The following is a 24,756-nucleotide window of genomic DNA, read 5'->3' as shown; positions in this document are numbered from 1 at the left end:
ACGAACCGAAGCGGCGCGCACATGCCCCGTGCACGGATCGACGGCGGAGACGCTCACGGAGGGTACGCACCATGTTGGGATTCGTGGTTGGAACGGCCTGCCTGATAGGCCTCGTCATGACGTTGAAGCGCGGCTGCAGGTACGACTGCGGTGCGCCCTGGGGCGCTGGGCCGCGCTTCTTCGGGCGGCGCGGCTTCGGGGGGCACGGCTTCCGCCGTCGCTTCTTCCTGTCCTTCCTCTTCGATCGGCTCGGCACCACGCCGACGCAGGAGAAGGTCATCGTCGCGGCCATCGACGAGCTCCGCTCCGCCGCTGAGGCGCAGCGGAGCGAGATCCGCAGCACGCGCGCGGACGTCGCGGCGGCGATGCGGAGCCCGAGCTTCGACGAGACGCGCCTCGGCGAGCTCTTCGCGCGCCACGACACGGCCATCGAGTCGCTGCGCAGGGCGGCGGTCGGCGCGCTCGGGAAGGTCCACGCCGTGCTCGAGGACCGCCAGCGCGAGCAGCTCGCCGATCTCATCGAGATCGGGCCGGCCGCGTTCCGCGACATGGGGTCCGGCAGGGCCGGGTGGCGCGGCGACGATCCCTACAGGACCCACGGCCGGTGGGCGTGAAGGAGGACGAGACCATGATGCGACGCCAGATCACCATCGCGCTGCTCGCGCTCGGCACCGTCGCCGGTTACGCCTCCGGCTTCTCCTCGCTGCGCTGCCGGGCGGAGGCCCGCCGCGACGCCTTCCAGCGCCACGTCGCGTCCATCTGCGTGGACGCAGCGCGCGAGGCCGAGCGCTCCTGGCCGCGGGGCGCCGCGCGCGCGGTCCGCGCGCCCGCGGCGGCCGACGCCGACACCGGCGCGGGCCCCTGAGCTATACAACGGGTGAGCGGCGGCCGGTCGCCGCCGCACCTGCCCCCCGGGTCCTTCCATGGCGCTGCGGCTCCTGCTCATCGACGACGACACACGGCTCCACGCCTTGCTCGCGAGCTACCTCGAGCAGAACGGGTTCGCGGTGACCGTCGCGTGCGACGGCGCGCGCGGCCTCTTGGCGCTCGCCGCGGGCACCTTCGACGCCGTCCTGCTCGACGTGATGATGCCGGGCATGGACGGCATCGAGGTCGTGCGCCGCATCCGGCAGAAGAGCTCGATGCCGATCCTCATGCTCACCGCCCGCGGCGACGAGGCCGATCGCGTGGTCGGCCTCGAGATCGGCGCCGACGACTACATCGCGAAGCCCTTCAGCCCGCGCGAGCTGCTCGCGCGCCTCCGCGCGGTGCTCCGGCGGGCCACGCCCGACGCCGCCGGCGAGCGGATCGTGGCCGGCGACATCGCCATCGACGTGCCCGGCCGCGTCGTCACCGTCTCGGGCAAGCCGACCGATCTCACCGGCATCGAGTTCGACATCCTCGTCGCCCTCGCGCGGCGCGCCGGCCGCGTCGTCGCCCGGGAGGCGCTCCTCGAGGAGGCCGGCCGCGGCGACGTCAACGTCGGCGGGCGGACGGTCGACGTGCACATCTCGCACCTGCGGCAGAAGCTGTCCGACGATCCGAGGTCGCCGAGGCTCATCAAGACGGTGCGCGGCGTCGGCTACGTGCTCGCCAAGGACCGCGCGTGAGGAGGAGGAGGTACCGGTCCTGGCTCTACGAGAACGGGCGCAAGGTCTCGATCGGCCGCTTCCTGAGCGCGCGGCTGCACCGCCGGATCTTCATGTGGTTCGGCGCGACCATCCTGATCACCGCGCTCGCCGCGGTCGCCACGATCGGGGCCATCGATCGCGTCGGCAACTCCGGCTGGCGGCGCGAGCACGCCCGTGCCCAGTCGTTCGTGGCCCACGAGTTCGGGCGCGTATGGGCCGATCCCGCGGCCCGCGACGCCCTCGCCCGCACGTTCGCCGAGGATCTCGAGATTGACCTGGAGCTCGTCGACGCGACCGGGCGGCGGCTCGCCAGGTACGGCCAGCCCTGCAGGGCGCAGACGCTGGTCTCCCCGGTCCGCGGCGAAGGGGGGCCGCTCGGCACCGTGCTCCTCTGCGCCGCGCGCGGCCGCTCCGGCGGGTCGCTCCGGTTCGCCTTGCCGCTGCTCGCCGTGGCCATCGTCATGTGGGGGGCCTCGGGCCTCATCGCACGCCGCCTCGCCCGCCCGCTCGTCGATCTGGCCCACGTCGCGCACGAGATCGGGGCCGGCAAGCTGTCGAGCCGCGTCCGGCTCGACTGCCACGGGCAGCAGGGCGAGGTCGGCATCGTCGCCGAGGCGGTCAACGACATGGCCGCGCGCATCGAGCGCCAGATCGCCGACCAGAGGGAGCTCCTCGCCGCCGTGTCGCACGAGCTCCGCACGCCGCTCGCCCGCATCCGCCTCCTGACGGAGATGGCCCGCGATGGCAACGGACCGAGCGCCAGCGTGCTCGACGACCTCGACCGCGAGGTCATGGAGATCGACGCGCTCGTCGGCGACCTCCTGGCCAGCTCGCGCCTCGATTTCGCGGCCCTCACCGTGACCCGCCTCGACCCGGCCGAGGCCGGGATCCGCGCCCTGGAGCGCGCAGGGCTGGATCCGACGCTGCTGGAGGTCGTCGAGGGGACGCCGGCGTTCCAGGCGGACGCGACGCTGCTGGCGCGCGCCCTCGCCAACTTGCTGGAGAACGCGCGCGCGCACGCCGGCGGGGCCGATCGGCTGCGGGTCCGTCCCGGCGGCCAGCGCTGCGTCGTCTTCGAGGTCGAGGATCGCGGGCCCGGTTTCGTGGACGGGGAGGCGACGCGCATCTTCGAGCCGTTCTTCCGGCGCGAGCGGGCGCAGGGCGGCGAGAGCGGCGCCGAGCGCGGCTCGCTCGGCCTCGGCCTGGCGCTGTGCAAGCGCATCGCCGAGGCGCACGGGGGCCGCGCGTTCGCCGAGCGCCGCGAGGGCGGCGGGGCGCGCGTCGGCATCGAGCTCGCGCTGCGTCCGCCAACCAGCGCCGCGCGTAGCGTTCCCGCTTGACCGCGCGACGGGGCGGGTGAGACGCTCCCCGTGCTCGCGACCATGCGAATCCTCCTCTGCGAAGATCAGGACGCGATCCGGCGCATGATCGAGGCGCTGGTCGGAGCGAGCGGCCACGAGGTGATCGGCGTGGGCACCGGCCGCGAGGCGGTGGAGCGCGCCCTGACCGAGCCCTTCGACGTGCTGCTGCTCGACCTGATGCTGCCCGGGAGCATGGATGGCTTCGAGGTCTGCGAGCGCCTCCGCGCGCACCCGGGCACCTCGAGCCTGCCGATCCTCGTGATCAGCGCCCTCGACGATCACGAGGCGCGCGCCCGCGCCTTGAAGCTCGGCGCGACCGCCTACTACGCCAAGCCGTTCCGGCCCCTCGAGCTCCTGGAGCACATCGGCGGGCTCAAGGCCGCGCGGCGGGTCTGAAGCGGGGCCCCCCGGCCCGACCGGAGCCGTCCGTCCGGTGCGACGTGCGACGCGCGACGCGCGACGCGACGGAGCGCTGGAAGATGGCGCCCGTTTTGACTACACCCGGCCGTCATGCACACTCGGTGGCGCTGGGTCATGGCTTCGACGCTCGCGGCGGTCGCCCTCTCGGGGCTCGCGGGCTGCGAGGGGGAAAAGAGCAAGGCGCAGGTCCCCGCCGACGCCGGCGCGCTCGACGCCGGCCCGGCGCTGCCCGTCGTCGGCGGCAAGCTGGGCGCGGAGCTCGCGGAGGCGGCGTCGGGCAGCACCGAGAAGAAGGGGCCGGCGGAGGGCGGCGCGGCGGACGGGCCGCCGGAGAACGGCGTGTTCTCGGCGTCCGGAGCGGCCGCCGCGCTGCCGAAGGACGTGCCTTACAAGATCGAGGTCATCGGCGACGGCAGCGAGCCGCGGGCCAGGCTCGCCCCGAAGATCGACCCGAAATCCGAGCAGAAGCTCGACATCACGCTCGGGCTGCGCATGGGCGGGCCGCAGGGGCTGCCGAACCTGGAGCTCGGCGTGAGCTTCAAGGCGGAGAAGCCGGCCGACGCACCCAAGGAGGGCGCGGCGGCGCCCGCGGCGAGCGCGGCTCCGACGAGCGTGATCGCGAAGATCACGTCGGCGACGCTCGCCTCGATGTCGATCGGCGGCCCGCCCAAGCAGCTCGCGGACGCGCTCGCGAAGCTGAAGGGGAGCGCGCTGCGGTACGAGCTCTCGCCGGCGAACGCGGTCGGCAACCTCCGGTTCGAGCTCTCCAAGGACGCCGATCCAGGGCTCCAGCCGCTGATCGGCGCGCTCGGGGAGGCCATCACGCTCCTCACGCCGCCGCTCCCGGACAAGCCCGTCGGCGCAGGCGCCTACTGGATGGTCACCGATCGCGTGGTGGCGTCGGGCGCGCAGCTGCCGGTGCTGCGGTACCGGGTCTTCAAGATCGAGAAGGTGGAGGGAGGCGTCGTCTCGCTCAGCGTGGACACGCGCCAGTACGCGGAAGGGGCCGACCTCAAGCTGCCGAGCCCGAACGGGGAGATCACGATGACCATCGACCGGCTCGACTCCTCGGGCAAGGGCACGCTCACCTGGTCGCCGTCGAGCTTCGTGCCCGGCGTGGCCGACGCCTCGCAGCGGCTCCAGGCATTGCTGGTGCCGCCCGGCGCCACCGCCCAGCAGGCCGCCCAGCGCAGCGTGGCCCAGGTGGAGCTCTCCGCGAAGTTCGCATCGCCGGCAGCGCCGTAGCGCCGGTCCGCTGGCGAGGGCGTGGCAGCTCTCGCCAGGGCCACGCCCTGCCGCCCGGGGCACACGAGCGGCTCTCGCGCATCGGGCGGTGTGAGCGCATCGCCCTGGTGGCTGTGCACTTCCGTGCGAGCGTTCGCGCCTGCATCTCCCGCCCCGCGGCCGTGCTGCCTTCCTGGACGCAGGCGTGCGTCCCGGTCGCTGCCTGCGAGCCATGGAAACCATGGCAGCCGCGACCAACCCTGGAGCGGCGCCGCGCTGCCGGGGGTGTTGGCTAATCCCGTGCATGAGCGCCCGTGCGGGGAGGCGTGACGGCTGTCCGACCCGGCTGCCAGAGGCGGGTGAGCAGACCGAGCCACGGTGCAGACGCATGACGTACGGGTGCGAGCGGAACATGCGCGGGTGCAGCCTCGAGGCCTACATCGAGGAGCCGGGCCTCACGGAAGGGCAGCGCCGGCGGCTGCGGCTGTTCCAGACGGTGGAGGAGGCCGTGAGCCGTCGCGTCGAGCGGCTGTGCACGTCCAGCGAGATCGAGGTGACGGACGCGGCGATCCTCGTCGTGTCCCCGGCGGCGCGCCGGGCGTTTTTCCGGATCGACGCGCGGGGCAGCGCGGAGGCGCCGGGCGCGAGCGTCCTCGTCGACCACCGCGCGCGGCTCCACGAGTTCCTGCACGCCGTGCTGCCGCCCGTGGACGAGGCGCCGTTCGATCCGTACGTCGACCTGCTCGCGCCATCTCCGCCCCAGTGCGTCCGCGTGCTCATCGTGGACGAGGACTCGCTCACGGTCCTGAATTACGGCGCGTTCGTGGTGGTGAACCTCGACCGCAGGGAGATGCCGAAGGCCTAGCTCCCGCGTCGGAGGTCAGAAGCGCACGGTGAGGCGGAACGGGTCGAGGGAGGCGCGCGGCGGGGGCTGCTTGCGCGGGGCGCCGGCGGGATCGCGGTCGAAGACCATCACGAGCACGCCGACGCCCGCCGCGAGGAGGCCGGCGCCAGCGACGATGTCGCCCGCGAGCGCCTGGGCGCGCGCGGCGTCGGCGGCGTCCCCGTCCCGCGTCGGTGCGTCGGACGCGCTCGCGACCCCGAGCAGCCCGATGGCCGCGCCGGCCGCCACGGTGGTCAGACCGCCGGCGAGCAGCACGATCGGCACCACGCGGCTCGACGCAGCGTCGGGCGCGGAGCCCGGCGCGGCGCCGCGCAGGACCGGTCTGGCCGGCGCGACGCTCGCCGGAGCGCTCGTCGAGGACACCCTCGGCCCGGCGGGCGCTGCCGGCGCGACGACCTCGCGCTCGAGGCTCAGCACGACGACGGCGCGGCTCCCCGGCGCCGCTGCGACGCTCCGCTCGGCGTCGCGGTAGCCCGGCGCGCTCGCGGTCACCGTGTGATCCCCGGGGTTGACCGGGCGCGGGCGATCGAGCGCCGCCGCGGGCACCACGACGCCGTCGATCTTCACCTCGAGGCCGACGGCGTCGCCCGGGGAGAGCCGCAGCTCGAGCGCCGCGACCTTGTGCTCGAGCTCCTGGATCGCCTGCCGCGCGAGCTTCTCGTACCCTTTTGTCGCAGGCGCGGACGGCTCGACCAGGAACGCGCGGAAGTTCTCGAGCGCCTCGACGAGCTGCCCCGTCTGCTGCTGGGCCACCCCGAGGCTGTAGAGGGTGATCGGCGCGCGCTTGATCGCGAGCGAGCGCTCGTACCGCTCCCGCGCTTGCTCCCAGCGGCCCTGCCTGGCGAGCTCGGAGGCCTCGATGAAGATCTCGCGCGCGACGGCGACGTCGGCCGCGCTCTGGGCCGCGGCGGGCGCGGGCGCGGCGAGCATCGCGGCCGCGACGAGGAGCGCCAGGACGCCCGAGGGCGCGCGCGTCCGCCGCGGCGTCACGGCCTGAACCGCTCCCCGTCGGGCACCAGCGAGAACCCCTCGAGCCCGGACCACAAGATGAGCTCGGTCCCCGTCCACACGCCCACGCCGTAGGCGTGCTGCTTGCTCGCGGCCGACATGTTCGCTCCCCACGCCATCGTCATCGGATCGTAGAGCTTCCCGTCTCGCCTGAGCGTCACGCCGCTCCGCCCGCCGGCGACGAGGGCGCGCGCGCCGGTCCACCCGGTCCAGCCGGTGCGCCGCTCGACGCGGCTGCGCTCCGAGGGGGCCCCCTTGTCGTCGATCCCGCGCCACGCGTCGGCCGCCGGATCGTAGATCGCGCCGCCCTTGCGGGCGACGCCCGCCTGGTCCTGCCCGCCCCAGACGAGGAGCCGATCGCCCATCCAGACCGCGAACGCTTCGGTCCTCGGGCTCGGCGCGTCGGCGCTGGGCAGCGACCGCCAGACGTCGGTGGTGGGGTTGTAGGCGTACCCCTCGTTCGTGATCGCCTGGTCGGCCTCCCCGCCGAACAGGTAGAGCTCCGTGCCCGACCAGGCCCACGCGACGCCTTCGCGCGCAGGGGCCGCGCCGGCGCTGGAGACCGGCGTCCATGCGTCGGCGACCGGGTTGTAGAGCCCGCCGCCGGCGACCGGGGCGCCGCCCGAGGAGCCGCCCCAGATCAGGAGGCGCGTGCCGGTCCACACGCCGATCGGCATCCGCCGCGCCGCGGGGGCGTTGGTGGTGCTCATCGCGCGCCAGGTCCGCGCCGCCGGGTCGTACACGCCGCCGGTGGACAGCCCGAGCGGGCTCCCGAACGAGCCGCCGCCCCAGACGAGCACCCGGGAGCCCGTCCACGCCGCGGTCGCGAGCACGCGAGGCGAGGGGGCGCCCTCGTTGCCCAGCGCCGACCACGTGTCGCGCGCCGGATCGTAGAGCGCCCCGTCGCCCACGTCCCCGACCAACGTGCGGCCGCCCCACAGGAAGAGCGCGTTCCCGATCCAGGTCGCCGCGGCCATCTGCCGCGGCGCGGGCGCGCCGGTCCTCGTCATCGGGGCCCACGCGGGCGTGCACTCGCCGGCGCGACACTCGCGCCCGCTCAGGCAGGCGTTCCCGCACGCGCCGCAGTGCTCGGCCGAGCCCAGGCTGACGCACGCGCCCTCGCAGGCCACGAGGCCGCCTCCGCAGGGCGGGATGCAGGCGCCGCCGGAGCAGATCTCGCCCCCGCTGCAGTCCGCGCTGGTGCAGCACTGGCGGCACGCGACGAGGCTGCAGCACTGCTCTCCGCCGGCGCAGCCCGTGCTCTTGCACCTCGCGCCGCCGTCCTCGCACACGTCGGCGGTGCAGCCGTCGCCGTCCGAGCAGTCCTCGTCCGAGCAGCAGGCGCGGCACGCCGCGCCGCAGTCGCGCGGCGTGAGCGCCCCGCACGCGCACGCGCCGGAGGCGCACACGGCGCCCGGCTTGCAGGCGGTGCCGCACGCGCCGCAGTGCCGCGGATCCCTGGTGAGATCGGACTCGCAGCCCGGGGCGACCGGGTCGCAGTCCGCGAAGCCCTCGTCGCACACCAGCGCGCCTCGGTCGCAGCGCTGGTGCGGCCCCGCGGCGATTCCGCACGCGCCGCAGTGGAACGGGCTGACCTGCGTGTCGACGCACGAGGAGTCGCACGCGGTGAGGCCGGCGGCGCAGCCGGCCGCGCACGCCGCGCCGTCGCAGTAGGCCGCCTCCGGCGTGCACCGCACGTCGCACGCGCCGCAGGTCGTCGGGTCGATGGCGATCGCCTCACAGCCGGGCGCGCCGTCGCAGTCGAGGCGCCCGCTCGCGCAGGCGCAGCCGCCGCGGCCATCGCAGATCATGCCGCTCGCGCAGGCATCCCCGCAGGCCCGGCAGTCCGCCTCTGTCCCGAGCGTGGCCTCGCAGCCGTCGTCGGGCGAGCCGTTGCAGTCGGCGTGCCCCGGCGCGCACCCGCACACGCCGGCCCGGCACTCCATGTTCGGCCCGCAGGTGACGCCGCAGGCGCCGCAGTTCGCGGGATCCGAGGAGCCGTCGATCTCGCACCCCGTGTCGTGGAGGTTGTCGCAGTCGAGGAGCGACGGCGCGCACGCGCACTGCCCCCCGTCGCAGATCGCGCCTGCGGGGCAACGGAGCGAGCAGCCGCCGCAGCGCTCGGGATCGCTCTTGAGATCGACCTCGCAGCCGTTGGTGACGACGTTCCCGTCGCAGTTGTCGAAGCCGAAGACGCACTCGGACGAGCAGTGGCCGCCCACGCAGAGGGTGTGCGGGCACGGAACGCCGCACGCGCCGCAGTGCGACGGATCGTTCAGCACGTTGGTGCACGACCCGCCGCAGCACGACTCCCCGTCACCGCACGCGTTGCCGCAGGCGCCGCAGTGCTCCCGGTCCATGTCCAGCGCGACGCACGTACCGCCGCAGCAGGCGCCGTCCGGGCAGTCGGGCGCGCAGCCGCCGCCCGTCGAGCTCGCGCCCTGGCCGCCCTCGGAAGGTTTGTCGGAGAGGGCGCTCTCCGCGAGCAGCGAGCAGGCGCCGGTGAGCACGGCCAGCGCGAGCAGCAGCGGCCAGCGCGCGCCGGTCGTGGGCCTTCGATGTCGCGCCTCGCGCGCGGGGCTTTCCTTGGAAGACATCGCGACGCTAGAAGTTCGGCCGGGCCGGGACCGGCAAGGCAGCACCAGAGGTCTTCGCGCCCGCCCGTGAGGGCGCGGTCCGTCGCGAGCCGGCGCTCCGGGGCGCCGGCGCGGGCTCCCGCGCGTTGGCGCTCGCGGTGGGGCTCTCCGCCGGTCCGACGCGGGCCGCGCCGGCCGAGGGCTGCGGCTCGGCCGTGCGGGCCGGCTCGGGGCGGCTCTCGGGCGCGGGGCCCTGCTCGGTCGATGGTGCGGCGGCGGCCTGCGGCTGGCCCTGCGACGCCGCGGGCGGCGCCGCGGGCGCGGGCTCGGCGCTGCCGTCCCGCGCGGTCATGGCGCGCAGGGAGAACAGCGCGGCGCCGAGGATCACGAGCGTCGCCAGCCCCGCCGCCGCGACGACGGCGGCGCGCCGCCGATCCGCGGTCTGGCGCGCGGCCTCCTGGTGGACAGGATGTACAGCGACCTCCTGGTGGTCCTCGCCGCTCCTCCGCGCCCGCGCCGCCGGCCGCTCGGAGATGCGCCGCTGCTGCGCCCGCACCGCCGGCCGCTCGGAGAGGGGCCGCTGCTCGCCGTCGCTCAGCCAGTGCACGGCGAGCGAGGTCCCGGTCACGTCCTCCACGACGCCGTTCTCGGTCGCCCACCGCGCGAGGGCGACGCCCATCTCGCGCATGGTCCGCCACCTGTTGAAGCGCTCCTTCCCGAGGCCGCGCGCGATGATGGCCCACAGCGCCTCGTCGCCCACGCCGAGCGCGGTGATCGGCGTCGGATCCTTCACGAGGATCGCCGCCACGAGGTCGTGGTAGTTGCCGCCCTGAAACGGCTTCTGGCCGGTGATCGTCTCGTAGAGCACCACGGCGAACGCCCAGACGTCGGTCTGCCCGTCGACGTCGGTGATGCCGCGCGCCTGCTCGGGCGACATGTAATCGGGGCTGCCGAGCACCGTGCCCGCCTTGGTCATCTCGCCGCTCGCCGTCTCGCTCCACACCTTGGCGATGCCGAAATCGACGATCTTCGGGGTGATGTCGCCGCGATCGTTCTTCACGAGGAAGATGTTCTCGGGCTTGAGATCGCGGTGGACGATCCTGCGGTCGTGCGCCGCGGCGACGGCGCTCGCGATGGGCAGGAGGATGCGGAGGGCCGCCGCGGGGGAGAAGCGCTTCCTGCGCTCGATCGCCTCGACCAGCTGCTCTCCCCGGAGCACCTCCATCACGATGTACGGGTCGCGGTGCTCGGACTCCCCGAAGTCGATCACGCGGACGATCGAGGGGTGATCGATCCGCGCGGCGGCGCGCGCCTCCTGGTGGAGCCGCACCGTCGCCTCGGTCGAGCTGACCTCGCGCCGGATGAACTTGATGGCGACGTCGATGTTGAGGACGTCGTTGTGGGCCAGCCACACCATGCCCATGCCGCCCTCGCCGAGGACGTAGCGCAGGCGGTATTTGCCGCCGATCACGTCTCCCTCACGGTAGATGCGCCGCGCCGCCCGTCCCGGAGCGGGCGACGGCGCGCCGGCCTCCGGAGGCGGTGTCACGAGGGACGGATCGAGCAGCTCCGGGTCGAGCGAGTCCGGAGCGCTGGCGCGCGGGAACGCCGCCGAAGAGGCGAACGAGCGGCTCGCGCCCTCGGGCCGCGGGGTCGAGGCGGGCGCGGAGGAGGAGCGCGGCGGCATGGAGCGACCGCAGTCTAACTTTGCTGGCCTCTCACAGCCATGGTCTCGCGCACCCGTACGTCGCTGCCTGCCCGCGCGCCGGCGCGCCGCCGGCGCATGGTCAGCGCATGATCCATGCATGATCAGCGTACGATTCCGCAGGGATGCGCGCGCTCGCCGCGGGTGCACACATCGTGCGACGTGCGCCGGGCGCGGGCGGGGCGATGGCCGGCCTTGTGCTCCACGAGGATCTTCACCCGCGGGCCGATGCGCACGGTGAGCGGGCCCGCGTGCTCGTGCACGTCGCCATCGCAGACGTAGTGGACCACGCCCGACCTGGCCTCGAGCACCGCGCGCCGGGCGATCTTCTCGAACGTGTGCGCCTCGCCCATCGGCCGCGCTCGCCAGATGTCGGGCAGCTTCCTGACGAAGCCCAGCGCGGAGGTGTGGATGCCCAGCATGTGGAAGCTCTCCGGGCGCTCGTCGTGGCGGTGGAACGGGCGGAACCCGAGGCCGATCTGGTCCACCGTGCCGGCGGCGACGGCGAGGTAGTCGCGGTCCGGGAACGCCGAGCCGTCCTCGAAGTGGACGCGGCCCTCCCAGCGCGCGGCGACCTGGGTGGCGGTCTTGAGGAGCACGGCGGCGCTCGCGCTGGCGAGGACCTTCGCGGCCCAGAGCGCGTTCCGCTCCTCGCTGCGGTTGTACTCGGCGATGAAGCCGTGGACGCAGCCGGTGCCGAAGATGAAGCCGTAGTGGGCGCCGATCTGCATCACGTGGCGCTCGACCCAGCGCAGCGGGTGCCGGCCGCGGTCGGTGTAGCGGGCGATGAGCCCCGCGAGCAGGCCGTCGGGGCGCCCGCGGGGGACGCCCACGGCGTTGGCCACGGTGTTCATCGTCCCGCCGCGCAGGAAGGCGATCGGCGGCAGCGGCTCGTCCTCGTAGACGTCGAGGAAGCCGGTGATGGTGACGTGGTTCGTACCGTCGCCCCCCGAGATGCCGAGCACGTCGATGTCGAGCTTCCGGAAGTCCTCCGCGATCCGGGCGAGGTCCTCGCGGGAGCGCGCGGTGCGGACGACGCCGTGATCGCCGAGCGCGCGCGCGAGCCGGACCGCCGCGCGGGGATCGCTCAGGTTCTGGCGCGAGCGGGGGTTGATGATGACGCCGATGCCGCCCATCTAGCGCCGGCCTCGCGGCGACTTCCACCGCGGGTTGAGGTGGACCCGCACGACGTCCGCCATCAGGCCGAGGTGGGCGCAGTGATCGGGCTTGTCGTCGCCGGTGTACCCGCGGACGTGGAAGTCGCCGCGGTCGAAGCGCTGGATCATGTCGAGGCCGAGCACGTCGGCGCGGGAGGAGCCCCTCAGCTTGCCCCGCAGCTGCCGCACGATGAAGCTCGCCGTCTCCGCCGTCGACGCGTAGCCGGGCGGCAGGATGGAGGAGTGGCTCATGAACATGAACGCCTCGCCCGCCGCGGCGCGCCTCGCGAACGCGATGAACGGCTCGATCTGCGCGACCTTGAGCTTGTGCTGCCGCTCGTCGGCGTACCCGGCGTGGAGCGAGTCGAGCAGCACGAGGGCGTCGACCCGCTTGCCGGCCGGCTGCCGCAGGATCTGCTCGACGGCGCCGTAGCCCGCGCTCCACGACGAGAGGCCGAGCTTGCGGATGTAGGCCTTCTTCTTGCCGGTCTTCTTCGCGACGGCGCGCTCGATGCTGTCGAGCAGGTTCTCGAAGACGTACGGCGCCGAGAACGCGCTCGAGTACGCGCCCGAGCCGATGCCCAGGTCGATGCCGACGAGGACGGCGCCCTCGGCGGTCTTCACGAACTCCTTCCGGAGCGCCTCGTGGCCGTGGAAGTGGATGATGACGTCGAAGCCGCCGCGCTTCGTGACCCCGCCCCGGTGGGGCATGATCATCTGCCCGATCGAGGGCGCGCGGGACCACCGGTCGTAGACGCCCCAGCCCGGATCGGGCGTCATGCACGGGTTGATGTCGCCGCGGCGCTTCTTCGAGGGGGTGGCGCGGCTGCTCGTCGCCCCGGGCCTGTCGCGCCGCGCTGCGCTGCGCTCGGCCGGATCGCGCGCGTCCGAGGTCGCGCCGCCCGCGCCGCCGGCACCGCCCGCGCCGCCCGACGGCGCGCCGGCCCCGGCGGCTCCGTCCGTCGGGGGCGTGCCGCCCTCCGCCGGAAGGCTGTCGGCCTGCGCCGCGGCCGGAGGGCCATCGGCCTGCAGCGAGGCGGCGTGCGTCGCGGGCGGAGCGTTGTCGGCCTGCGGCGCGGCGTTCGGAGCGGCCGTGTCCTGCGCCGCTGCAGGCGGCGCGGCGAGCCACCAGGTGGCGGCGAGCAGCGAGAGGAGCGCCCATCGCCCGGACGGCCGGCGGGCCTGCAGGGGGTGTCTCATGTCGGGAGCGCCTCCATTCCATGGAACGGCGTGCGGATCGAGCGCTCGGTGCAGGGGCGCCGCCGCGCTGTGTTCGCGGGGACACCCCGCGGGAGCTCCGTGGTCGTGCAGGGGCAGGCGCGCCCCCTGCGCCGGCCGGCGTCACACAGGCGGCGTCACCCTGGCGGCGGCTTCCCGTGGGTGAGGGCGGCGCCCGCGTCGGCGGCGGCGAGGATGCGCTCCTCGGCCTGGGAGGCGAGCTTCTCGACCGCCGCGGCGGCGTCGCCGGGGGGCAGCGAGCGGAGGAACTGGATGAACTCGAGCTCGAGGCCGGGCTTCACGCCGCTCAGGACGAGCACGATGGGGATGGCCGGCTTCTCGACCTCGGCGAGCTCCGTGGTGCGGGCGCGCCAGCGGCCCGCGCCGAGGGCGAGGCGGAAGGCCCACTGCGCGCCGAGGCCGATGAGGAGGCCCGCCATGACGCCCGCGACGAACAGGTCGGCGTCCCTCGGGGCGAGGAGGGCCGCGGAGAACCCGCCGATGGCGGCGCCGATCACGAGGCCGGGCTCGCCGCTGTTGTGCGCCGCGGCGGTCTTCAGGATCTCCGCGGCCTGCATGCCCGGGCGTCCGCTGCGGACCGCGTCGCGCAGCGGGAGCAGCGTCGCGAGGCGGCGCATCGAGGCGGCCCGCACGCCCAGGTAGCTGATGAAGAGGGCGCAGACCGTCAGCCCGACGCCGACGCTCACGGCCACGCGCCGCGAGAAGACGCCCTGAGGCAGGGGCTCGCGGACCATCGCGGTGACCGCGCGATCCCGGTCGCGCTCCGCGTTCGCCTTGAACGCCGCCTCGGCGTCCTTCGTGGCCTGCGCGACCTTGTCGGCCGGGATGTCGGCGACGAGCGAGAGCAGCTGCTTCGCCGCCTCGAACTGCTCGGCCTCCGCGGCGCCTGGCGGCGTGATCGCGGCCGCCTTGGTGATGGCCTCCCAGGCGGGGATGGCGTTCACCCGGGCCCCCAGGAGCGCCTCGGTCGCCTCGCGGCAGCCCGCGAGGGTCTTGACCTGCTTGTAGAGCGGCTGGGCGGAGGCCCACGCGCCCTGCTTGTCCGGCTCCTTGGGCTTCGGCGGCGGCGGCGCGTTGCGGGGCGCGCGCCCCTTCGTGGTCGTCGCCGGCGGCGGCGGCGGCGCGGGGGGCGCCGCGCCCGGGTCGGGCATGCGCGCCGATTTCGCGGCGGCCTTGAACAGGTCGATCTCGACGATCAGCTTCTCGCCGGCGAGGGCGCACGCCCGCGCGGGCGCGACGCGGGCCTCGGCCTCCTCGGCCTGGCGCCGCGCGCCCGGGTCGGGGACGAGCCTGCCCTCCACGGTGACGAGCCGGAGGACCGCCACGGCGATGCACAGGACGAGGATGGCCGAGGCGATGAAGGTGGCGCGGACCTCCTCGCGCCGGGTGTACTCGTTCACGCTGGCTCCCTCGGAAAGACCGGAGATGGGCAAGGCGCCGGCCGGGTCGGCGCGAGGTCGGCGCGCGCGAGCGCGGCCGCACGGCCGGAGCGGCACGAAGCGCCACGATCGGCGTCGCCGCCGTGACGGCAGGGGGACACCGAGGGAGCGTGAGCCCGTCGCATGCAGTTCACCGTTTAAACCAGATGCCGGACCGATACCACAGCGTCGCTCGCGATGGCGTCCGCTGCGTCCTCGCGGCCTCGCGGCCTCACGGCGTCGTGTTTGCTTCCACGGTCGGGCGCCGCGGTCGGGCGTCCTGGAACTTGCTCCGTGCCGGGGCGCATCGTGTAAGGGTCCGGAGAAGGCGTGGAGGCTGCCGTGACATCCCACAAGCCCGTCGAGCCCGCGGCCCCGGCGCGCGCGGCGCTGCCCGAGCCGGGAGCGGAGGCGCCGAGGCGTGGCGCCTCCTCGGAGGCGCCCGGCGCGGCGGTGGCGCCCGACGCGGCGGCGGGAGGGGCGAGCCGGGGCCTGTGGATCTCGTCGACCTACTTTGCCGAGGGCCTGCCCTACGCGATCGCGCACAAGGTGGCGGGGGAGTTCTTCACGGCGGCGGGGGCGAGCCTGGAGATCATCGGGCTGACGTCGCTCTACGGGCTCCCGTGGAACCTCAAGTTCCTCTGGAGCCCGCTGGTCGACCTCCACGGCAGCCCGCGGCGCTGGCTCGTGGCGGTCGAGATCGCCCTCGCCGCGATCGTCCTCGGGCTCGCCGCGGCGGCGGACAGCGGCGCGATATGGCTCGTGGCGGCGCTGTTCGGGGCGGTCGCGGTCGCCGCGGCGACGCACGACATCGCGGTCGACGGCTTCTACCTGCAGGCGCTCGACAAGGACGCGCAGGCGGCGTTCTCCGGGCTGCGGGTCGGCGCGTACCGGCTCGCGCTGCTCGCGGGCGCGCTGCTGGTCGCGTTCGCGGGCTGGGCGTCCTTTGGCGCGGCGTTCGCCGTCGCGGCAGGCGGGCTCGCGCTGCTCGCGATCGCGCACGCCGCGGGGCTGCCGCGCCCGGCCGCGACGCCCGGAGCCGGCGCCGCGCCCGGAGCGACCGGGCTGCGGCGCTACATCGAGCCGTTCCGTGTGTACCTGCGGCAGCCGCAGATCGCGTCGAGCCTGGCGTTCATCCTCTGCTACCGGGCAGGGGACGCGCTCATGTTCGCGATGTCGTCGCCGCTGCTGAAGAGCCTCGGCCTCGACACGGCGGCGCGAGGCAACGTGGGTGGCGTCGGGACGGTCGCCTCGATCGCCGGCTCGATCCTCGGCGGGGTGATCATCAAGCGGTGGGGGCTCGCGCGGACCATCTTCCCGATCGCGCTCGTGCAGAGCCTGGCGATCCTGCTGTACGTGGCGCTCGCGTGGGCGCGGCCGGCGCTCCCGTGGATCGTCGCGCTCGTCACGCTCGAGCAGCTCGCCGCCGGCGTCGGGACTGCGGTGCTCGCGGTGTTCCTGATGCGGCGCTGCGTGGACGGGTACAAGTCGTCGCACTTCGCGATCGGCTCGGCGCTCATGTCGGTCTCCGCGACGTTCGCCGGCAGCGCGAGCGGCTACCTGGCCGCCAGCGCGGGGTTCACGGCGTTCTTCGCGATCGCGTTCGCGGCGTCGATCCCGGGGGTCGTCCTGTCGCGCCTGGTGCCGCGCGACTAGTTCCCGCGGGTCGGAATCCCACGAGGGATCTGCGTCGCGAGCGGAGAGAGAGCTCAACGCAAAGGCGCCAAGGCGCAAAGACGCAAAAATGCAGGACATTTGTCTTTCTTGCGCCTTTGCGCCTTGGCGCCTTGGCGTTGAATTCTCCCTCCGGATCCCTGGCCGGCCTTCTGGCGAGTGGAACCAGGTAGATTGGACTCGTCCGCGCGATCCCGATGCAAGAGCCCTCGTCCGCCCTCTCCGAGCCGGCGGCGCGCGCCGACCGCGCGCTGAGCCTCGTGTCCCTCGGCCTCCTGGCGCTCCAGGCCGCGCTCGACGCGCCCGCGTTCCCGCGCGCGACGCTCGCCGTCGCGGCGGCCGCGGCCCTGGTGGCGCTGCTCGCGGCCCGCGCGGCGCAGGGGCCGGCGCGCGCCGTCGCGGCGCTCGTGGCGTGCATCGTGGTGGCGATGCGCCTCGGCGTCGTCTGGCAGCTCGCCATGATCCTGGCGCTCGCGGCTTACGGCGGCCTCGCGCGGCTCGCGCCCGCGCTGCGCCCGCCCGACGGCTGGCGCGCGGCCGGCGGGCTCCCGAAGCGCTGGACGGCGCTCGTCGGCGGCGTCACGCCGGTCGCGCTCGTCGGGTGGCTCGCGCTCGCCCGGCCCGACCTCCGCGACATCACCGGGTCGGAGCTGCTCCAGGTGTCGACGCCGGTGCTCATCGCGGGAGGCGCGCTCTTCGCCGTGCTGAACGCCACGCTGGAGGAGGTGATCTGGCGCGGCGTGCTCCAGCCGAGCCTCGCGGCGGCGTGGGGCGCGCGCGTCGCGGTGGTCCTGCAGGCCGCCTCGTTCGGCGCGCAGCACGCGCACGGGTTCCCGCGGGGGCTGCTGGGCGTCTTCCTGGCGGGCAGCTGGGCCGTGATGCTGGGCCTCTTGCGGCAGCGCTCCCGCGGGCTCCTTGCGCCCGTGCTCGCGCACGTCGTCGCGGACGCGACGATCGCCGCCCTGGTGATCGGCATGCTCCGCTGAGCGCGTCAGGGCCGGAGGCCGAGCAGCTCGAACGCGCCCAGGAGCGCCGAGCGCGCCCACGCCCCCCGGCCGCGGGGCGCGCGCCGCGAGGCGGGCAGATCCCAGAGCCGCTCGAAGTGCGCCGCGAACGCGGCGACGAAGGCCGGATCGCGGGTCTCGAGGTCGGTCTCGAGCCACGCGCGCGAGAACGAGTTGGGCGTGAAGTTGGCCTGGCCGCCCACGAGCATCGGCCGAGCGCCCAGCCGCGCCGCGGTCTTGAGGTGCATCATCGCCCCGCCGCGCGAGTCGTGCACGCGCAGCGCGAAGCGATCCGGCCACCGCGCCTCGGCCTCGATCGCGCGGGTGATCCCGTGGTGGTTGACCAGGCTGCGGATGAGCCACGCCGCCGCGGGCGGCAGCGGGAGCGCGTCGATGGAGTCGATCAGCACGCGCACCCGGGCGCCGCGCGCCGCCGCGCGCTCGAGCGTCTCGAGCACCGGCAGGTCCGAGAGGTACGTTGTCGCGACGAGGAGCTCGTCGCCCGCCTCCGCGCCGTCGAACAGGTCCGCGAGGCGCGCGCGGATCGCCTCGTGCTCGACGAGCGCGCACGTCTCGTCGCCCACGACGGTGAACGCGCCGGGCGGCGGGAGGGGGACGCGCAGGCCGCCGGCGTACCCCGGCACCGGCGCGAGCGTGGGCGTCGGGGAGGCGCCCTCCGTCCCGAGATCGTCGGGCCCGCGCGCGGCGCGCGCGGCGTCGGACACGAGCGCGTGGAGCGCGGCGCGGCCCTCGTCACCGATCGCCTGCGGAATGGTGAGCGCCTCGCCGATCGCCGCCATCGCCACGCACCAGAGCCGGCGGGCCACGGCGCCCGTCAGCCAGAACAGGTTCTCGTGCCAGTCGAACGCCGCGTCGATGAAGTTGTGCGACGTGATCGCGCCGGCGCGCCCGCCGTCGATCACCAGGTTCTTCCGGTGGTCCTCGACGTTGTGCAGCACCTGCCAGCGGTTCTGGCGCTCGACCCAGTCCTCGATCGGCACGCGCACGCGCGCGTGGTCGAGGTGGAAGTTCATCCGGGGCAGCAGCCGGCGGCGCCGGTCGAACCGCGCGCCGAACAGGCAGGCGTTCAGCACGAGGACGCCCGCGTCCGCGAGGCGCCTCCGCACCAGCGCGCCGCGGCGCCGCGTCAGGGCGGGGTTCGCGGGCGTGTTGCTGTCCAGGAGCACGACGACGGTCACGTCGGGCCGCGCGCGCTTCTTGGCGATGAGCCAGTCGGCGACGGTGTCGGCGTAGGGGAACGCGCCCGGGCGCGGCAGCAGCGTTGTCTGGTCGCCGTTCGCCGCGAAGAGGTACATCTGCAGGACGACGCTCCGCTCGGCGGCCTCGATGAGGTCGCGGCACGCGGAGAGGATGCCGTGGCTGTCGCCGATGTACGCGAGCCCGGAGCTCACGCGGCGTCCGGGCGCAGCGCGCGCCGCAGCGCCCAGCAGAGGGGCCGTGCTCCCGCGAGCCCGCGGCCCTCCAGCTTGCGCGTGAAGCTCTCGGTGCCCCAGCGATCGGACTGCGTCGGGGCGCGCGCGCCGAGCCGCCGCCGCTGCGCGGCGTCGAGGCCCAGCTCGCTGCCGGCCGAGGCCACCAGGCGGCGCCAGGCGGCGCCGACCACGCCGTCGACGTACGCGAGGAAGGGCAGCGCGAGGGCCGTCTGGATCGCGGCGAGCCAGCGCGGACAGCGCTCGTTCAGGTGCAGGAGCACGCGCTCGTCGATGGCGACGTGCGGCGCCTCCTCGCGCGCGTGCAGGGCCATGATCTCGGCGACGAGCGCCGCGCTCTGATCGGGCCGGGCCTCGATCGCCCGCGGCACGAAGAGCGTGATCTCCTCGAAGTACCACGCGAGCAGGAAGAACGTGCCCGCCGGGGCGAGGCGCAGCGCCGCGTCGTCGCCCCGGCCCCAGCGCAGGAAGCGCGGTGGGGCCGCGTCGGCCGGGTAGAGATCCGGCCGGAGCCTGTGCAGGAGCCGGCGGAACATCTCCGCGTGCGTGCGCTCCTCGGCGACGAAGCGGGCGACGACGGGCGCGGACAGGTACGGCGCGCGGTGGGCCGACCGCTCGAGGTACCGGATCACGTAGCCCTCGAAGTGGATGAACAGCTCGCACGTGAAGCACGCGAACAGCCGGTTGATCGCGACGCGCTGGCGCTCGGTGAGCCCGAGGTCCGCGACGTCCATGTAGTGCGCCTCGGGGATCACCAGCGCTCCGGGCGGGATCGGGCGCGTCCAGTCGATGCGGTCCCAGCGCCGGCGCACCGCCGTGTGGAGCCGGTCCTCCCTCGAGGCGGCCTCTCCGTCGTGGGGCGGCGTGCGAGGGCCGCCTTCGTGGCCCGCGAGCGCGGGATCGGCGGAGAGCTGGAGGCTCACGATGGGACCGTCCTCTCGGTCGACGCGGCCGCGCGCTCGTCTGCGGCCGCGCGCTCGTCTGCGGCCGCGCGCTCGTCTGCGGCCGCGGGCTCGTCTGCGGCCGCGGGCGCCGGCGGCGACCACGCGGGCAGCTCGCACAGCCCGCCGCCGAGGAAGAGGTGGTGCCACAGCTGCGTGGTGACCACGGCGGTGTAGCTCCCGTCGGCGACGATCCGCCGCGGGGCGAGCGCGGGCAGGATCCGCTGGAAGCGCTGCTCGCGCGCGACCTTCGCGGGCGAGAAGTAGCCCGTCTTGCGCAGCGACTCGGGGCTCACGAGCTGCGCGATCCAGCGGGGCTGGGGCCCGAGCGCGCAGAGCGCGTGGGCCTTGAACATGCCCTTGGGCGGGTCGGCGACGTCGCGCGGGAGCACCCGCCGCGCCACCTCGCGGAGGAGCCACTTCTCCCGCAGCCCGCGGAGCTTGTACGCCGGCGAGAGGCCGCTCGCGAGGTCGACGAAGGCCTCGTCGAGGAAGGGGTAGCGGTGCTCCACGCCCGAGCGCATCGCCGCGCGGTCGCCCTTGCCCACCAGCAGGTGTCCGGCCAGCATCAGCTTGTACTCCACGTAGAGCGACCGATTCAGCGGATCCCAGCGGCGCATCCGCGCTGGCGCGATGTCGAGCTCGGAGAACGGATCGTGGCCCGCGACGCGCTCGGCCATCGTATCCGAATAGAACAGCCAGCGCGCGCGGGAGAGCGGCTCGTACAGGTCGAGGAGGCTCGGGCGAACGTCGCCGAAATGGTCCTGGAACGTGGGCGCGGGTGTGCCGGGCGCCGCGAGCTCGGCCAGCGTGTTGCGGATCGCGCGCGGCAGGGCGGGGTGGACGCGGGCGAGGCGCTCCATGGCGCGGTGGGTCTTGTGCCAGACGTAGCCGCCCATCGCCTCGTCCGCGCCCTCGCCCGTGAGCACGACCTTGAACCCCCGGCGCGCGGCGCGCTCGGCCAGCAGGAGCACGCACCCGTCGGCCGTGTCCATCACGGGGCCCTCGGCGGCCTCCACCAAGCGCGGGAGCGTCTCTATGATCTCCGCAGGCGAGGGCACCAGGGTCTCGAGCCGCGCGCCCAGGCGCGCCGCGCTGCGGGTCGCGCGGCGGCGCTCGTCGGGCCCGGCGCCGTCGAAGCCCACGGTGAACGACGCGATGGGCGCGTCGCCGCGGGCCTCCCGGGCGAGGCCGAGCACCAGCGTCGAGTCGAGCCCGCCGCTCAGGTACGTCGCCACCGGGCCGTCGGAGACGAGGCGGCGCCGCACGGCGTCGCGCAGGCAGGCGCGCGTCTCCTCGATCAGCGCGTCGAGCGAGGCGACGCGCCGCTCCTCGCCCTGGGCCGGGAAATCCAGGTCCCAGTAGCGCCGCTGCTCCACCGCGCCGCCCTGCGCGCGGAGGTAGTGCCCGGGCCAGATCGAGCGCACGCCGCGGAAGCACGTCCGCTGCGTGCCCGCGGCGAACAGCGAGAAGACGTGGTCGATCCCTGCCGGATCGGCCTCGGGGCGCACGAGCCCGCTCGCCAGGATCGCCTTGATCTCCGAGGCCCAGAGGAGCCAGCCGTCCGCCACCGCGTAGTGGAGCGGGCAGATCCCGATCCGGTCGCGGCCGAGCAGCAGCGTGCGCGCCTCGCGATCCCAGAGCGCCACGGCGAACTGCCCGCGCGCGCGGGAGAAGGCGCCCTCGCCGGCGTCGAGGTAGAGCCCGGGCCACAGCTCGGTGTCACACCGCGTGCGCTGCGTGTGCCCGCGCGCGGCGAGCTCGCGGCGCAGCTCGGCGTGGTTGAACAGCTCGCCGTTGTACGAGACCCACACGCGGCCGCCCGCGTCGGCCATCGGCTGGCGGCCGCCCGCGACGTCGACGATGGCGAGGCGCCGCGTGGCCATGGCGATCCCTGGCGCTGAGAAGGAGGCGCCGTCGTCCGGACCGCGGTGCCGCACGCTCGCCGCCATGCGGTCGAGGCGCGCGGGATCGAACGTGCGTCGCCCGGCGAGGTCCAGCGCTCCGACGATGCCGCACATGATCGAGCGTTACCTCCCCGTGTCCCCGAGCAGATGCCGCCGGAGCCAGCGCCAGCCGAGCCGTGGGCCGAGGCGAACCGCGACGGCGCGCACGAGCGGCCGGCTCGCGCGCGCGTACGCGGCGTACCCGCGCCAGATCCGCAGCGTTGCGCGCTCGATCGCGAGCGCGTCGCCGGGCGCAGCGCAGGCGTCCATGAACCGGGTGATGGCCTCGATCGACCACGCGGTGTGGCCCGACGCGGCGTTGTCGATGGTGTTGTGCAGGTCGAAGAAGTACGGGTCGATCCGGTGGCGCCGCAGGAGCGCGGCGGCCATCGCGTACCCGCGGCCGATGCCGGCCATCTCGATGGCCAGGTTGAGGCCGAGCAGCTCGGGCCAGAGCGCCATGGACCCTTGCGCGAACGCGAGCCAGAGCACGGGCATCGAGAACGCCTGCGGGAGGAGGTCGGGCCGTTCGATGAACGCGCGCGCGTCGCACGGCGGGAGCGTCACGCCCTGCTCCGCGAGCGCCCTGCGCAGCACGTTGCCGTGGTGCTGGGCGGGCACGCCCGCCCCGAGCTCGTCGCGGTAGATCCGGAGCAGGAGCGCCGCGACCGGCGTGTGGAACGCGCCCGGGGCCGTCGCGCCCTGGAGCCATGCGCCGTCGATCACGGCCGCCGGCGCGAGCTGGGTGAGCAGCCAGATGGCCTCGTCGCGCGTGATCTCTCGCGCGATGCCCGCGTCGTCGGTGGGCTGCGCGCGGTCGCGCGCGGGGCGTGGGGCCGCGTGCGGTCCCGCCGTGGACCGGGCGTGGGCGTGCCCTTCCTCGAAGATCTGCTCGCGCAGCCGCGCGTCGACCCAGCGCGAGAGCCCCGCGGCGGACCAGGGCCAGCGCCCGTCCGCGGCGAGCCGGGCGGGGGTCACCTCGCCGTGCACCTCGCGGAGCACCCCTTCGACGTGCGCCTGCGCGAGCTCGCCCGCGTCGCTGTCCACGTCCCCGGGCCCGCGGGCGCAGAGCAGCCGGTGGTACAGCTCCGGCAAGGGGAGCCCTGCGCGCTCCTGCGCGCGAGGGGTGGATCCTCGACGATTCCCGTCGATCGAGGCCTCATCGTGAGCGACGCGCGGCGAGCCGGCGCGCTCGTCCGCGCCGCGCGTCGCGCGGAGGGCGGCCGGAGGCTCCGGCGCCTCGATCAGCGCGCGTATCCAGGCGCGCATCACGTCGACCTCAACGTCGGTGAACACGCCGAACATCGGGCCGCCGAACTGCACGGAGCGGGTGACGAGCGGGCTCTCGTCGGGCCTCCCCGGCACGATCCATCGCGAGCGCGCGAGGCGCAGGAGGATGCCGCGCGCGTCGAGGCGCGCCGGATCGAGCGCGTCATCCAGCGCCTGTCCGTCGAGCCGGACGCGGCCGTGAAACCCGAACGCGTGGCGCGCCTTCTCCTCGACGAGCGCCAGCATCGCCTCCCACGCGGAGGGCGCCGCGGCGGGCCGGAGCGACGCGAGCCACGCGCGCCGCGCGGCCCAGAGCGACCACGCGCCGCGCCACACGCGCGGCCAGTCCGGCGCCCCGCCCGCGGCGTGCGCCTCGAGGCACCGTCGCGCGAGATCGCGGGCCCGGCGGGCCGTCTCCGCGCCCTCCGCGTGCTCGGCGAAATACAGGCCGTCGCAGCGCGCGCGCGACGCGGCCCGGCGCACCGCGGCGGGCGGGCCCAGCACCGTGGCCGCCGCGTGGTGGCCCAGCGCCTCGGGCAGCCTCGCGGTCCCGCGCTGCGCGGCGCGGAGCCCCGGGATCGCGAGCGCGAAGTCCGCGTCGGCGAGGCAGACGGAGCGCTCGAAGGCGGGGCTCGCGAGATCGGGCAGCGCGAGCCCCGCGGCGGCCAGCGCGGCGCCGTACAGGGCGCCGTGGTGCCGCGCCGGGTCGCCCTCGCCGCACTCCAGATAGAACGCGTCGAGGCAGGCCGCGCCGAGCGCGCCGTCCGCGTGGCGCACGCGCACCGCCGCGGCGAGCCAGCACCCGTCGAGCAGCGCGGTCGGCGCGTAGCCGAGCAGGACCCGCGCCGGGCCTTCGCCCTCGTCGCCGGGCGCGCCGCATCGCTCGTCCTCGTCGCGGAGCGCGGTCAGGGCCGCAAAGAACGCCTCGATGCCGTCGGGGGCCGCGGCCTCGAGCGCGGGCTCGCCCGCGAGATCCTCCGGGGCCGGCTCGCCGGCCCGCAGTCTGTGGTAGATCGCGCGCGGCGACGCGCCCGAGGCGCGCGACCGAGGGCTCGCCGCGCGGTCCGATGCCGGGGGGGGAAGGGCGTTCATACGACCGGACGACGCAGGCTGCCGGCGCCTACCCCCATCCGAACGACGTTATGCGTGCGCGCGACCGGCGTCCACACAGGGCACGGATCTCACGCGAGCCGCTGCAGGAGCCCCGCGATGCCCAGCGCCACCAGCGTCCATCCGAGGCCGCGCACCAGCCGCCCGTGCCATGCGCCGAGCCGCTCGCGGTAGCGCGCCAGCAAGCGCCCGAGCGTCGCGAACCAGCTCACCACACCCACGGCCGCGCCCAACGCGAGCGCGGCCGCGTGGGCCGGCGCGACCGCGGGCGCGAGGGCCGGGTACGCGCGGAGCACGGCGCACGACGCGATCCACGACGCCAGAAACGACGGGTTGAGCGCGACGAGCACGAACCCGGTCAGGAGCGCCGATGTCGCTCGCCCCGAGGAGGGAGCCTCCGCGGCGCGCCGAGGCGCGAGCGCCAGGGCGAGGCCCATCGCCACGACGAGCGCCGCGCCGCCCGTCCGCAGGGCGCGATCGATCGCGGGGTGCGCCTCGAGGACCCACCCGAGCCCGCGCGCCGCGGCGAGCGCCCAGAGCCCCTCGGCGAAGGCTCCCCCGATGGCGAGCAGCAAGACGCGCCGGGGCTGCCCCGCGAGCGCCGCGGCCACCAGCAAGACGGCCAGCGGCCCCGCCGCAGGGATCGATCCGAGATAGCCGAGCAGGAACCCCACGACGAGCGCGAGCGCCATGGTTCATCCGGAGCGCGGTGTGCGGC

The 24,756-nt window shown here is 75.1% G+C and carries 20 protein-coding genes; 9 read left to right on the top strand and 11 right to left on the bottom strand.

The window, feature by feature from the left end:
- The first annotated feature begins 71 nt into the window (after positions 1-71).
- The 7 genes from ACSRUE_RS38060 to ACSRUE_RS38030 all read left to right on the top strand — a co-directional run bounded on the left by ACSRUE_RS38060 (position 72) and on the right by ACSRUE_RS38030 (position 5,501).
- A complete protein-coding gene (locus ACSRUE_RS38060; protein WP_437769069.1) occupies positions 72-614 on the top strand; it encodes a Spy/CpxP family protein refolding chaperone in 543 nt (180 codons plus the stop codon).
- A gap of 14 nt (positions 615-628) precedes the next feature.
- Positions 629-865, top strand: coding sequence for a hypothetical protein (locus tag ACSRUE_RS38055; protein WP_441287853.1), 237 nt, complete (start codon positions 629-631; stop codon positions 863-865).
- 58 nt (positions 866-923) lie between these two features.
- On the top strand, positions 924-1,610 hold the full coding sequence (locus ACSRUE_RS38050; RefSeq protein ID WP_437769067.1) for a response regulator: 687 nt from the start codon (positions 924-926) through the stop codon (positions 1,608-1,610).
- Positions 1,607-2,971 carry a HAMP domain-containing sensor histidine kinase gene (locus ACSRUE_RS38045; RefSeq protein ID WP_441287852.1) on the top strand — a complete coding sequence of 455 codons (1,365 nt, stop codon included), beginning with the start codon at positions 1,607-1,609 and terminating at the stop codon, positions 2,969-2,971. The genes ACSRUE_RS38050 and ACSRUE_RS38045 overlap by 4 nt, the downstream gene beginning before the upstream one ends.
- 42 nt (positions 2,972-3,013) lie before the next feature.
- On the top strand, positions 3,014-3,388 hold the full coding sequence (locus ACSRUE_RS38040; protein WP_441287851.1) for a response regulator: 375 nt from the start codon (positions 3,014-3,016) through the stop codon (positions 3,386-3,388).
- 138 nt (positions 3,389-3,526) lie between these two features.
- Positions 3,527-4,657 (top strand): hypothetical protein, encoded by a 1,131-nt coding sequence (locus ACSRUE_RS38035; protein WP_441287850.1) that lies wholly within the window; start codon positions 3,527-3,529, stop codon positions 4,655-4,657.
- 367 nt (positions 4,658-5,024) lie between these two features.
- Positions 5,025-5,501, top strand: a complete 477-nt coding sequence (locus tag ACSRUE_RS38030; protein WP_437299106.1) for a hypothetical protein — start codon at positions 5,025-5,027, stop codon at positions 5,499-5,501.
- A 15-nt stretch (positions 5,502-5,516) separates the two neighbouring features.
- On the opposite strand, the gene ACSRUE_RS38025 is transcribed toward ACSRUE_RS38030, so the two are convergent.
- The 6 genes from ACSRUE_RS38025 to ACSRUE_RS38000 all read right to left on the bottom strand — a co-directional run bounded on the left by ACSRUE_RS38025 (position 5,517) and on the right by ACSRUE_RS38000 (position 14,625).
- Complete coding sequence (locus ACSRUE_RS38025) at positions 5,517-6,530, bottom strand: hypothetical protein (protein ID WP_441287849.1); 1,014 nt, start codon at positions 6,528-6,530, stop codon at positions 5,517-5,519.
- Complete coding sequence (locus ACSRUE_RS38020) at positions 6,527-9,145, bottom strand: Kelch repeat-containing protein (RefSeq protein WP_441287848.1); 2,619 nt, start codon at positions 9,143-9,145, stop codon at positions 6,527-6,529. The genes ACSRUE_RS38025 and ACSRUE_RS38020 overlap by 4 nt, the downstream gene beginning before the upstream one ends.
- Positions 9,146-9,152: 7 nt before the next feature.
- Entirely contained in the window at positions 9,153-10,811 is a 1,659-nt protein-coding gene (locus tag ACSRUE_RS38015) for a protein kinase domain-containing protein (protein ID WP_441287847.1), read from the bottom strand.
- Positions 10,812-10,933: 122 nt separating this feature from the next.
- Positions 10,934-11,965 carry a diacylglycerol/lipid kinase family protein gene (locus tag ACSRUE_RS38010; protein WP_437769060.1) on the bottom strand — a complete coding sequence of 344 codons (1,032 nt, stop codon included), beginning with the start codon at positions 11,963-11,965 and terminating at the stop codon, positions 10,934-10,936.
- Complete coding sequence (locus tag ACSRUE_RS38005) at positions 11,966-13,186, bottom strand: hypothetical protein (RefSeq protein ID WP_437769059.1); 1,221 nt, start codon at positions 13,184-13,186, stop codon at positions 11,966-11,968.
- Between the two features lie 155 nt (positions 13,187-13,341).
- Entirely contained in the window at positions 13,342-14,625 is a 1,284-nt protein-coding gene (locus ACSRUE_RS38000) for a hypothetical protein (protein ID WP_437769058.1), read from the bottom strand.
- A 360-nt stretch (positions 14,626-14,985) separates the two neighbouring features.
- Here ACSRUE_RS38000 and ACSRUE_RS37995 point away from each other — a divergent pair, with 360 nt between their 5' ends.
- Both ACSRUE_RS37995 and ACSRUE_RS37990 read left to right on the top strand, forming a co-directional pair.
- The gene (locus tag ACSRUE_RS37995; protein WP_441287846.1) at positions 14,986-16,299 is read left to right on the top strand and encodes an MFS transporter; all 1,314 of its coding nucleotides are present in this window, start codon (positions 14,986-14,988) and stop codon (positions 16,297-16,299) included.
- Positions 16,300-16,514: 215 nt separating this feature from the next.
- Complete coding sequence (locus ACSRUE_RS37990) at positions 16,515-17,303, top strand: CPBP family intramembrane glutamic endopeptidase (protein WP_441287845.1); 789 nt, start codon at positions 16,515-16,517, stop codon at positions 17,301-17,303.
- A 5-nt stretch (positions 17,304-17,308) separates the two neighbouring features.
- Here ACSRUE_RS37990 and ACSRUE_RS37985 read toward each other — a convergent pair whose 3' ends face one another.
- From ACSRUE_RS37985 to ACSRUE_RS37965, 5 genes are all read right to left on the bottom strand, one after another.
- A complete protein-coding gene (locus ACSRUE_RS37985) occupies positions 17,309-18,733 on the bottom strand; it encodes a phospholipase D-like domain-containing protein (RefSeq protein ID WP_441287844.1) in 1,425 nt (474 codons plus the stop codon).
- Positions 18,730-19,695: a diiron oxygenase gene (locus ACSRUE_RS37980; RefSeq protein WP_441287843.1), complete on the bottom strand. Its 966-nt coding sequence runs from the start codon at positions 19,693-19,695 to the stop codon at positions 18,730-18,732. Before ACSRUE_RS37980 ends, ACSRUE_RS37985 begins: the two co-directional genes overlap by 4 nt.
- Entirely contained in the window at positions 19,692-21,734 is a 2,043-nt protein-coding gene (gene asnB / locus ACSRUE_RS37975; protein WP_441287842.1) for an asparagine synthase (glutamine-hydrolyzing), read from the bottom strand. Before asnB ends, ACSRUE_RS37980 begins: the two co-directional genes overlap by 4 nt.
- A gap of 9 nt (positions 21,735-21,743) precedes the next feature.
- Positions 21,744-24,020: an iron-containing redox enzyme family protein gene (locus tag ACSRUE_RS37970; RefSeq protein ID WP_441287841.1), complete on the bottom strand. Its 2,277-nt coding sequence runs from the start codon at positions 24,018-24,020 to the stop codon at positions 21,744-21,746.
- 89 nt (positions 24,021-24,109) lie between these two features.
- Positions 24,110-24,730 (bottom strand): LysE family transporter, encoded by a 621-nt coding sequence (locus ACSRUE_RS37965; RefSeq protein WP_441287840.1) that lies wholly within the window; start codon positions 24,728-24,730, stop codon positions 24,110-24,112.
- Positions 24,731-24,756 lie beyond the last annotated feature (26 nt).

This window comes from Sorangium sp. KYC3313 (genome assembly GCF_052075895.1).
In the GTDB taxonomy this organism is placed as follows: Bacteria; Myxococcota_A; Polyangia; order Polyangiales; family Polyangiaceae; genus Sorangium; species Sorangium cellulosum_B.
Note: the sequence above shows the minus strand (reverse complement) of the source record. Positions and strands in the feature narration are given on the sequence as shown.

Coding starts and splice junctions, on each gene's coding strand:
- asnB (WP_441287842.1), bottom strand. CDS start 21,734: ATGTGCGGCATCGTCGGAGCGCTGGACCTCGCCGGGCGACGCACGTTC.
- ACSRUE_RS38040 (WP_441287851.1), top strand. CDS start 3,014: ATGCGAATCCTCCTCTGCGAAGATCAGGACGCGATCCGGCGCATGATC.
- ACSRUE_RS38035 (WP_441287850.1), top strand. CDS start 3,527: ATGGCTTCGACGCTCGCGGCGGTCGCCCTCTCGGGGCTCGCGGGCTGC.
- ACSRUE_RS38050 (WP_437769067.1), top strand. CDS start 924: ATGGCGCTGCGGCTCCTGCTCATCGACGACGACACACGGCTCCACGCC.
- ACSRUE_RS38030 (WP_437299106.1), top strand. CDS start 5,025: ATGACGTACGGGTGCGAGCGGAACATGCGCGGGTGCAGCCTCGAGGCC.
- ACSRUE_RS38005 (WP_437769059.1), bottom strand. CDS start 13,186: ATGAGACACCCCCTGCAGGCCCGCCGGCCGTCCGGGCGATGGGCGCTC.
- ACSRUE_RS38020 (WP_441287848.1), bottom strand. CDS start 9,145: ATGTCTTCCAAGGAAAGCCCCGCGCGCGAGGCGCGACATCGAAGGCCC.
- ACSRUE_RS38010 (WP_437769060.1), bottom strand. CDS start 11,965: ATGGGCGGCATCGGCGTCATCATCAACCCCCGCTCGCGCCAGAACCTG.
- ACSRUE_RS38060 (WP_437769069.1), top strand. CDS start 72: ATGTTGGGATTCGTGGTTGGAACGGCCTGCCTGATAGGCCTCGTCATG.
- ACSRUE_RS37965 (WP_441287840.1), bottom strand. CDS start 24,730: ATGGCGCTCGCGCTCGTCGTGGGGTTCCTGCTCGGCTATCTCGGATCG.
- ACSRUE_RS38055 (WP_441287853.1), top strand. CDS start 629: ATGATGCGACGCCAGATCACCATCGCGCTGCTCGCGCTCGGCACCGTC.
- ACSRUE_RS37990 (WP_441287845.1), top strand. CDS start 16,515: ATGCAAGAGCCCTCGTCCGCCCTCTCCGAGCCGGCGGCGCGCGCCGAC.
- ACSRUE_RS37970 (WP_441287841.1), bottom strand. CDS start 24,020: ATGAACGCCCTTCCCCCCCCGGCATCGGACCGCGCGGCGAGCCCTCGG.
- ACSRUE_RS38015 (WP_441287847.1), bottom strand. CDS start 10,811: ATGCCGCCGCGCTCCTCCTCCGCGCCCGCCTCGACCCCGCGGCCCGAG.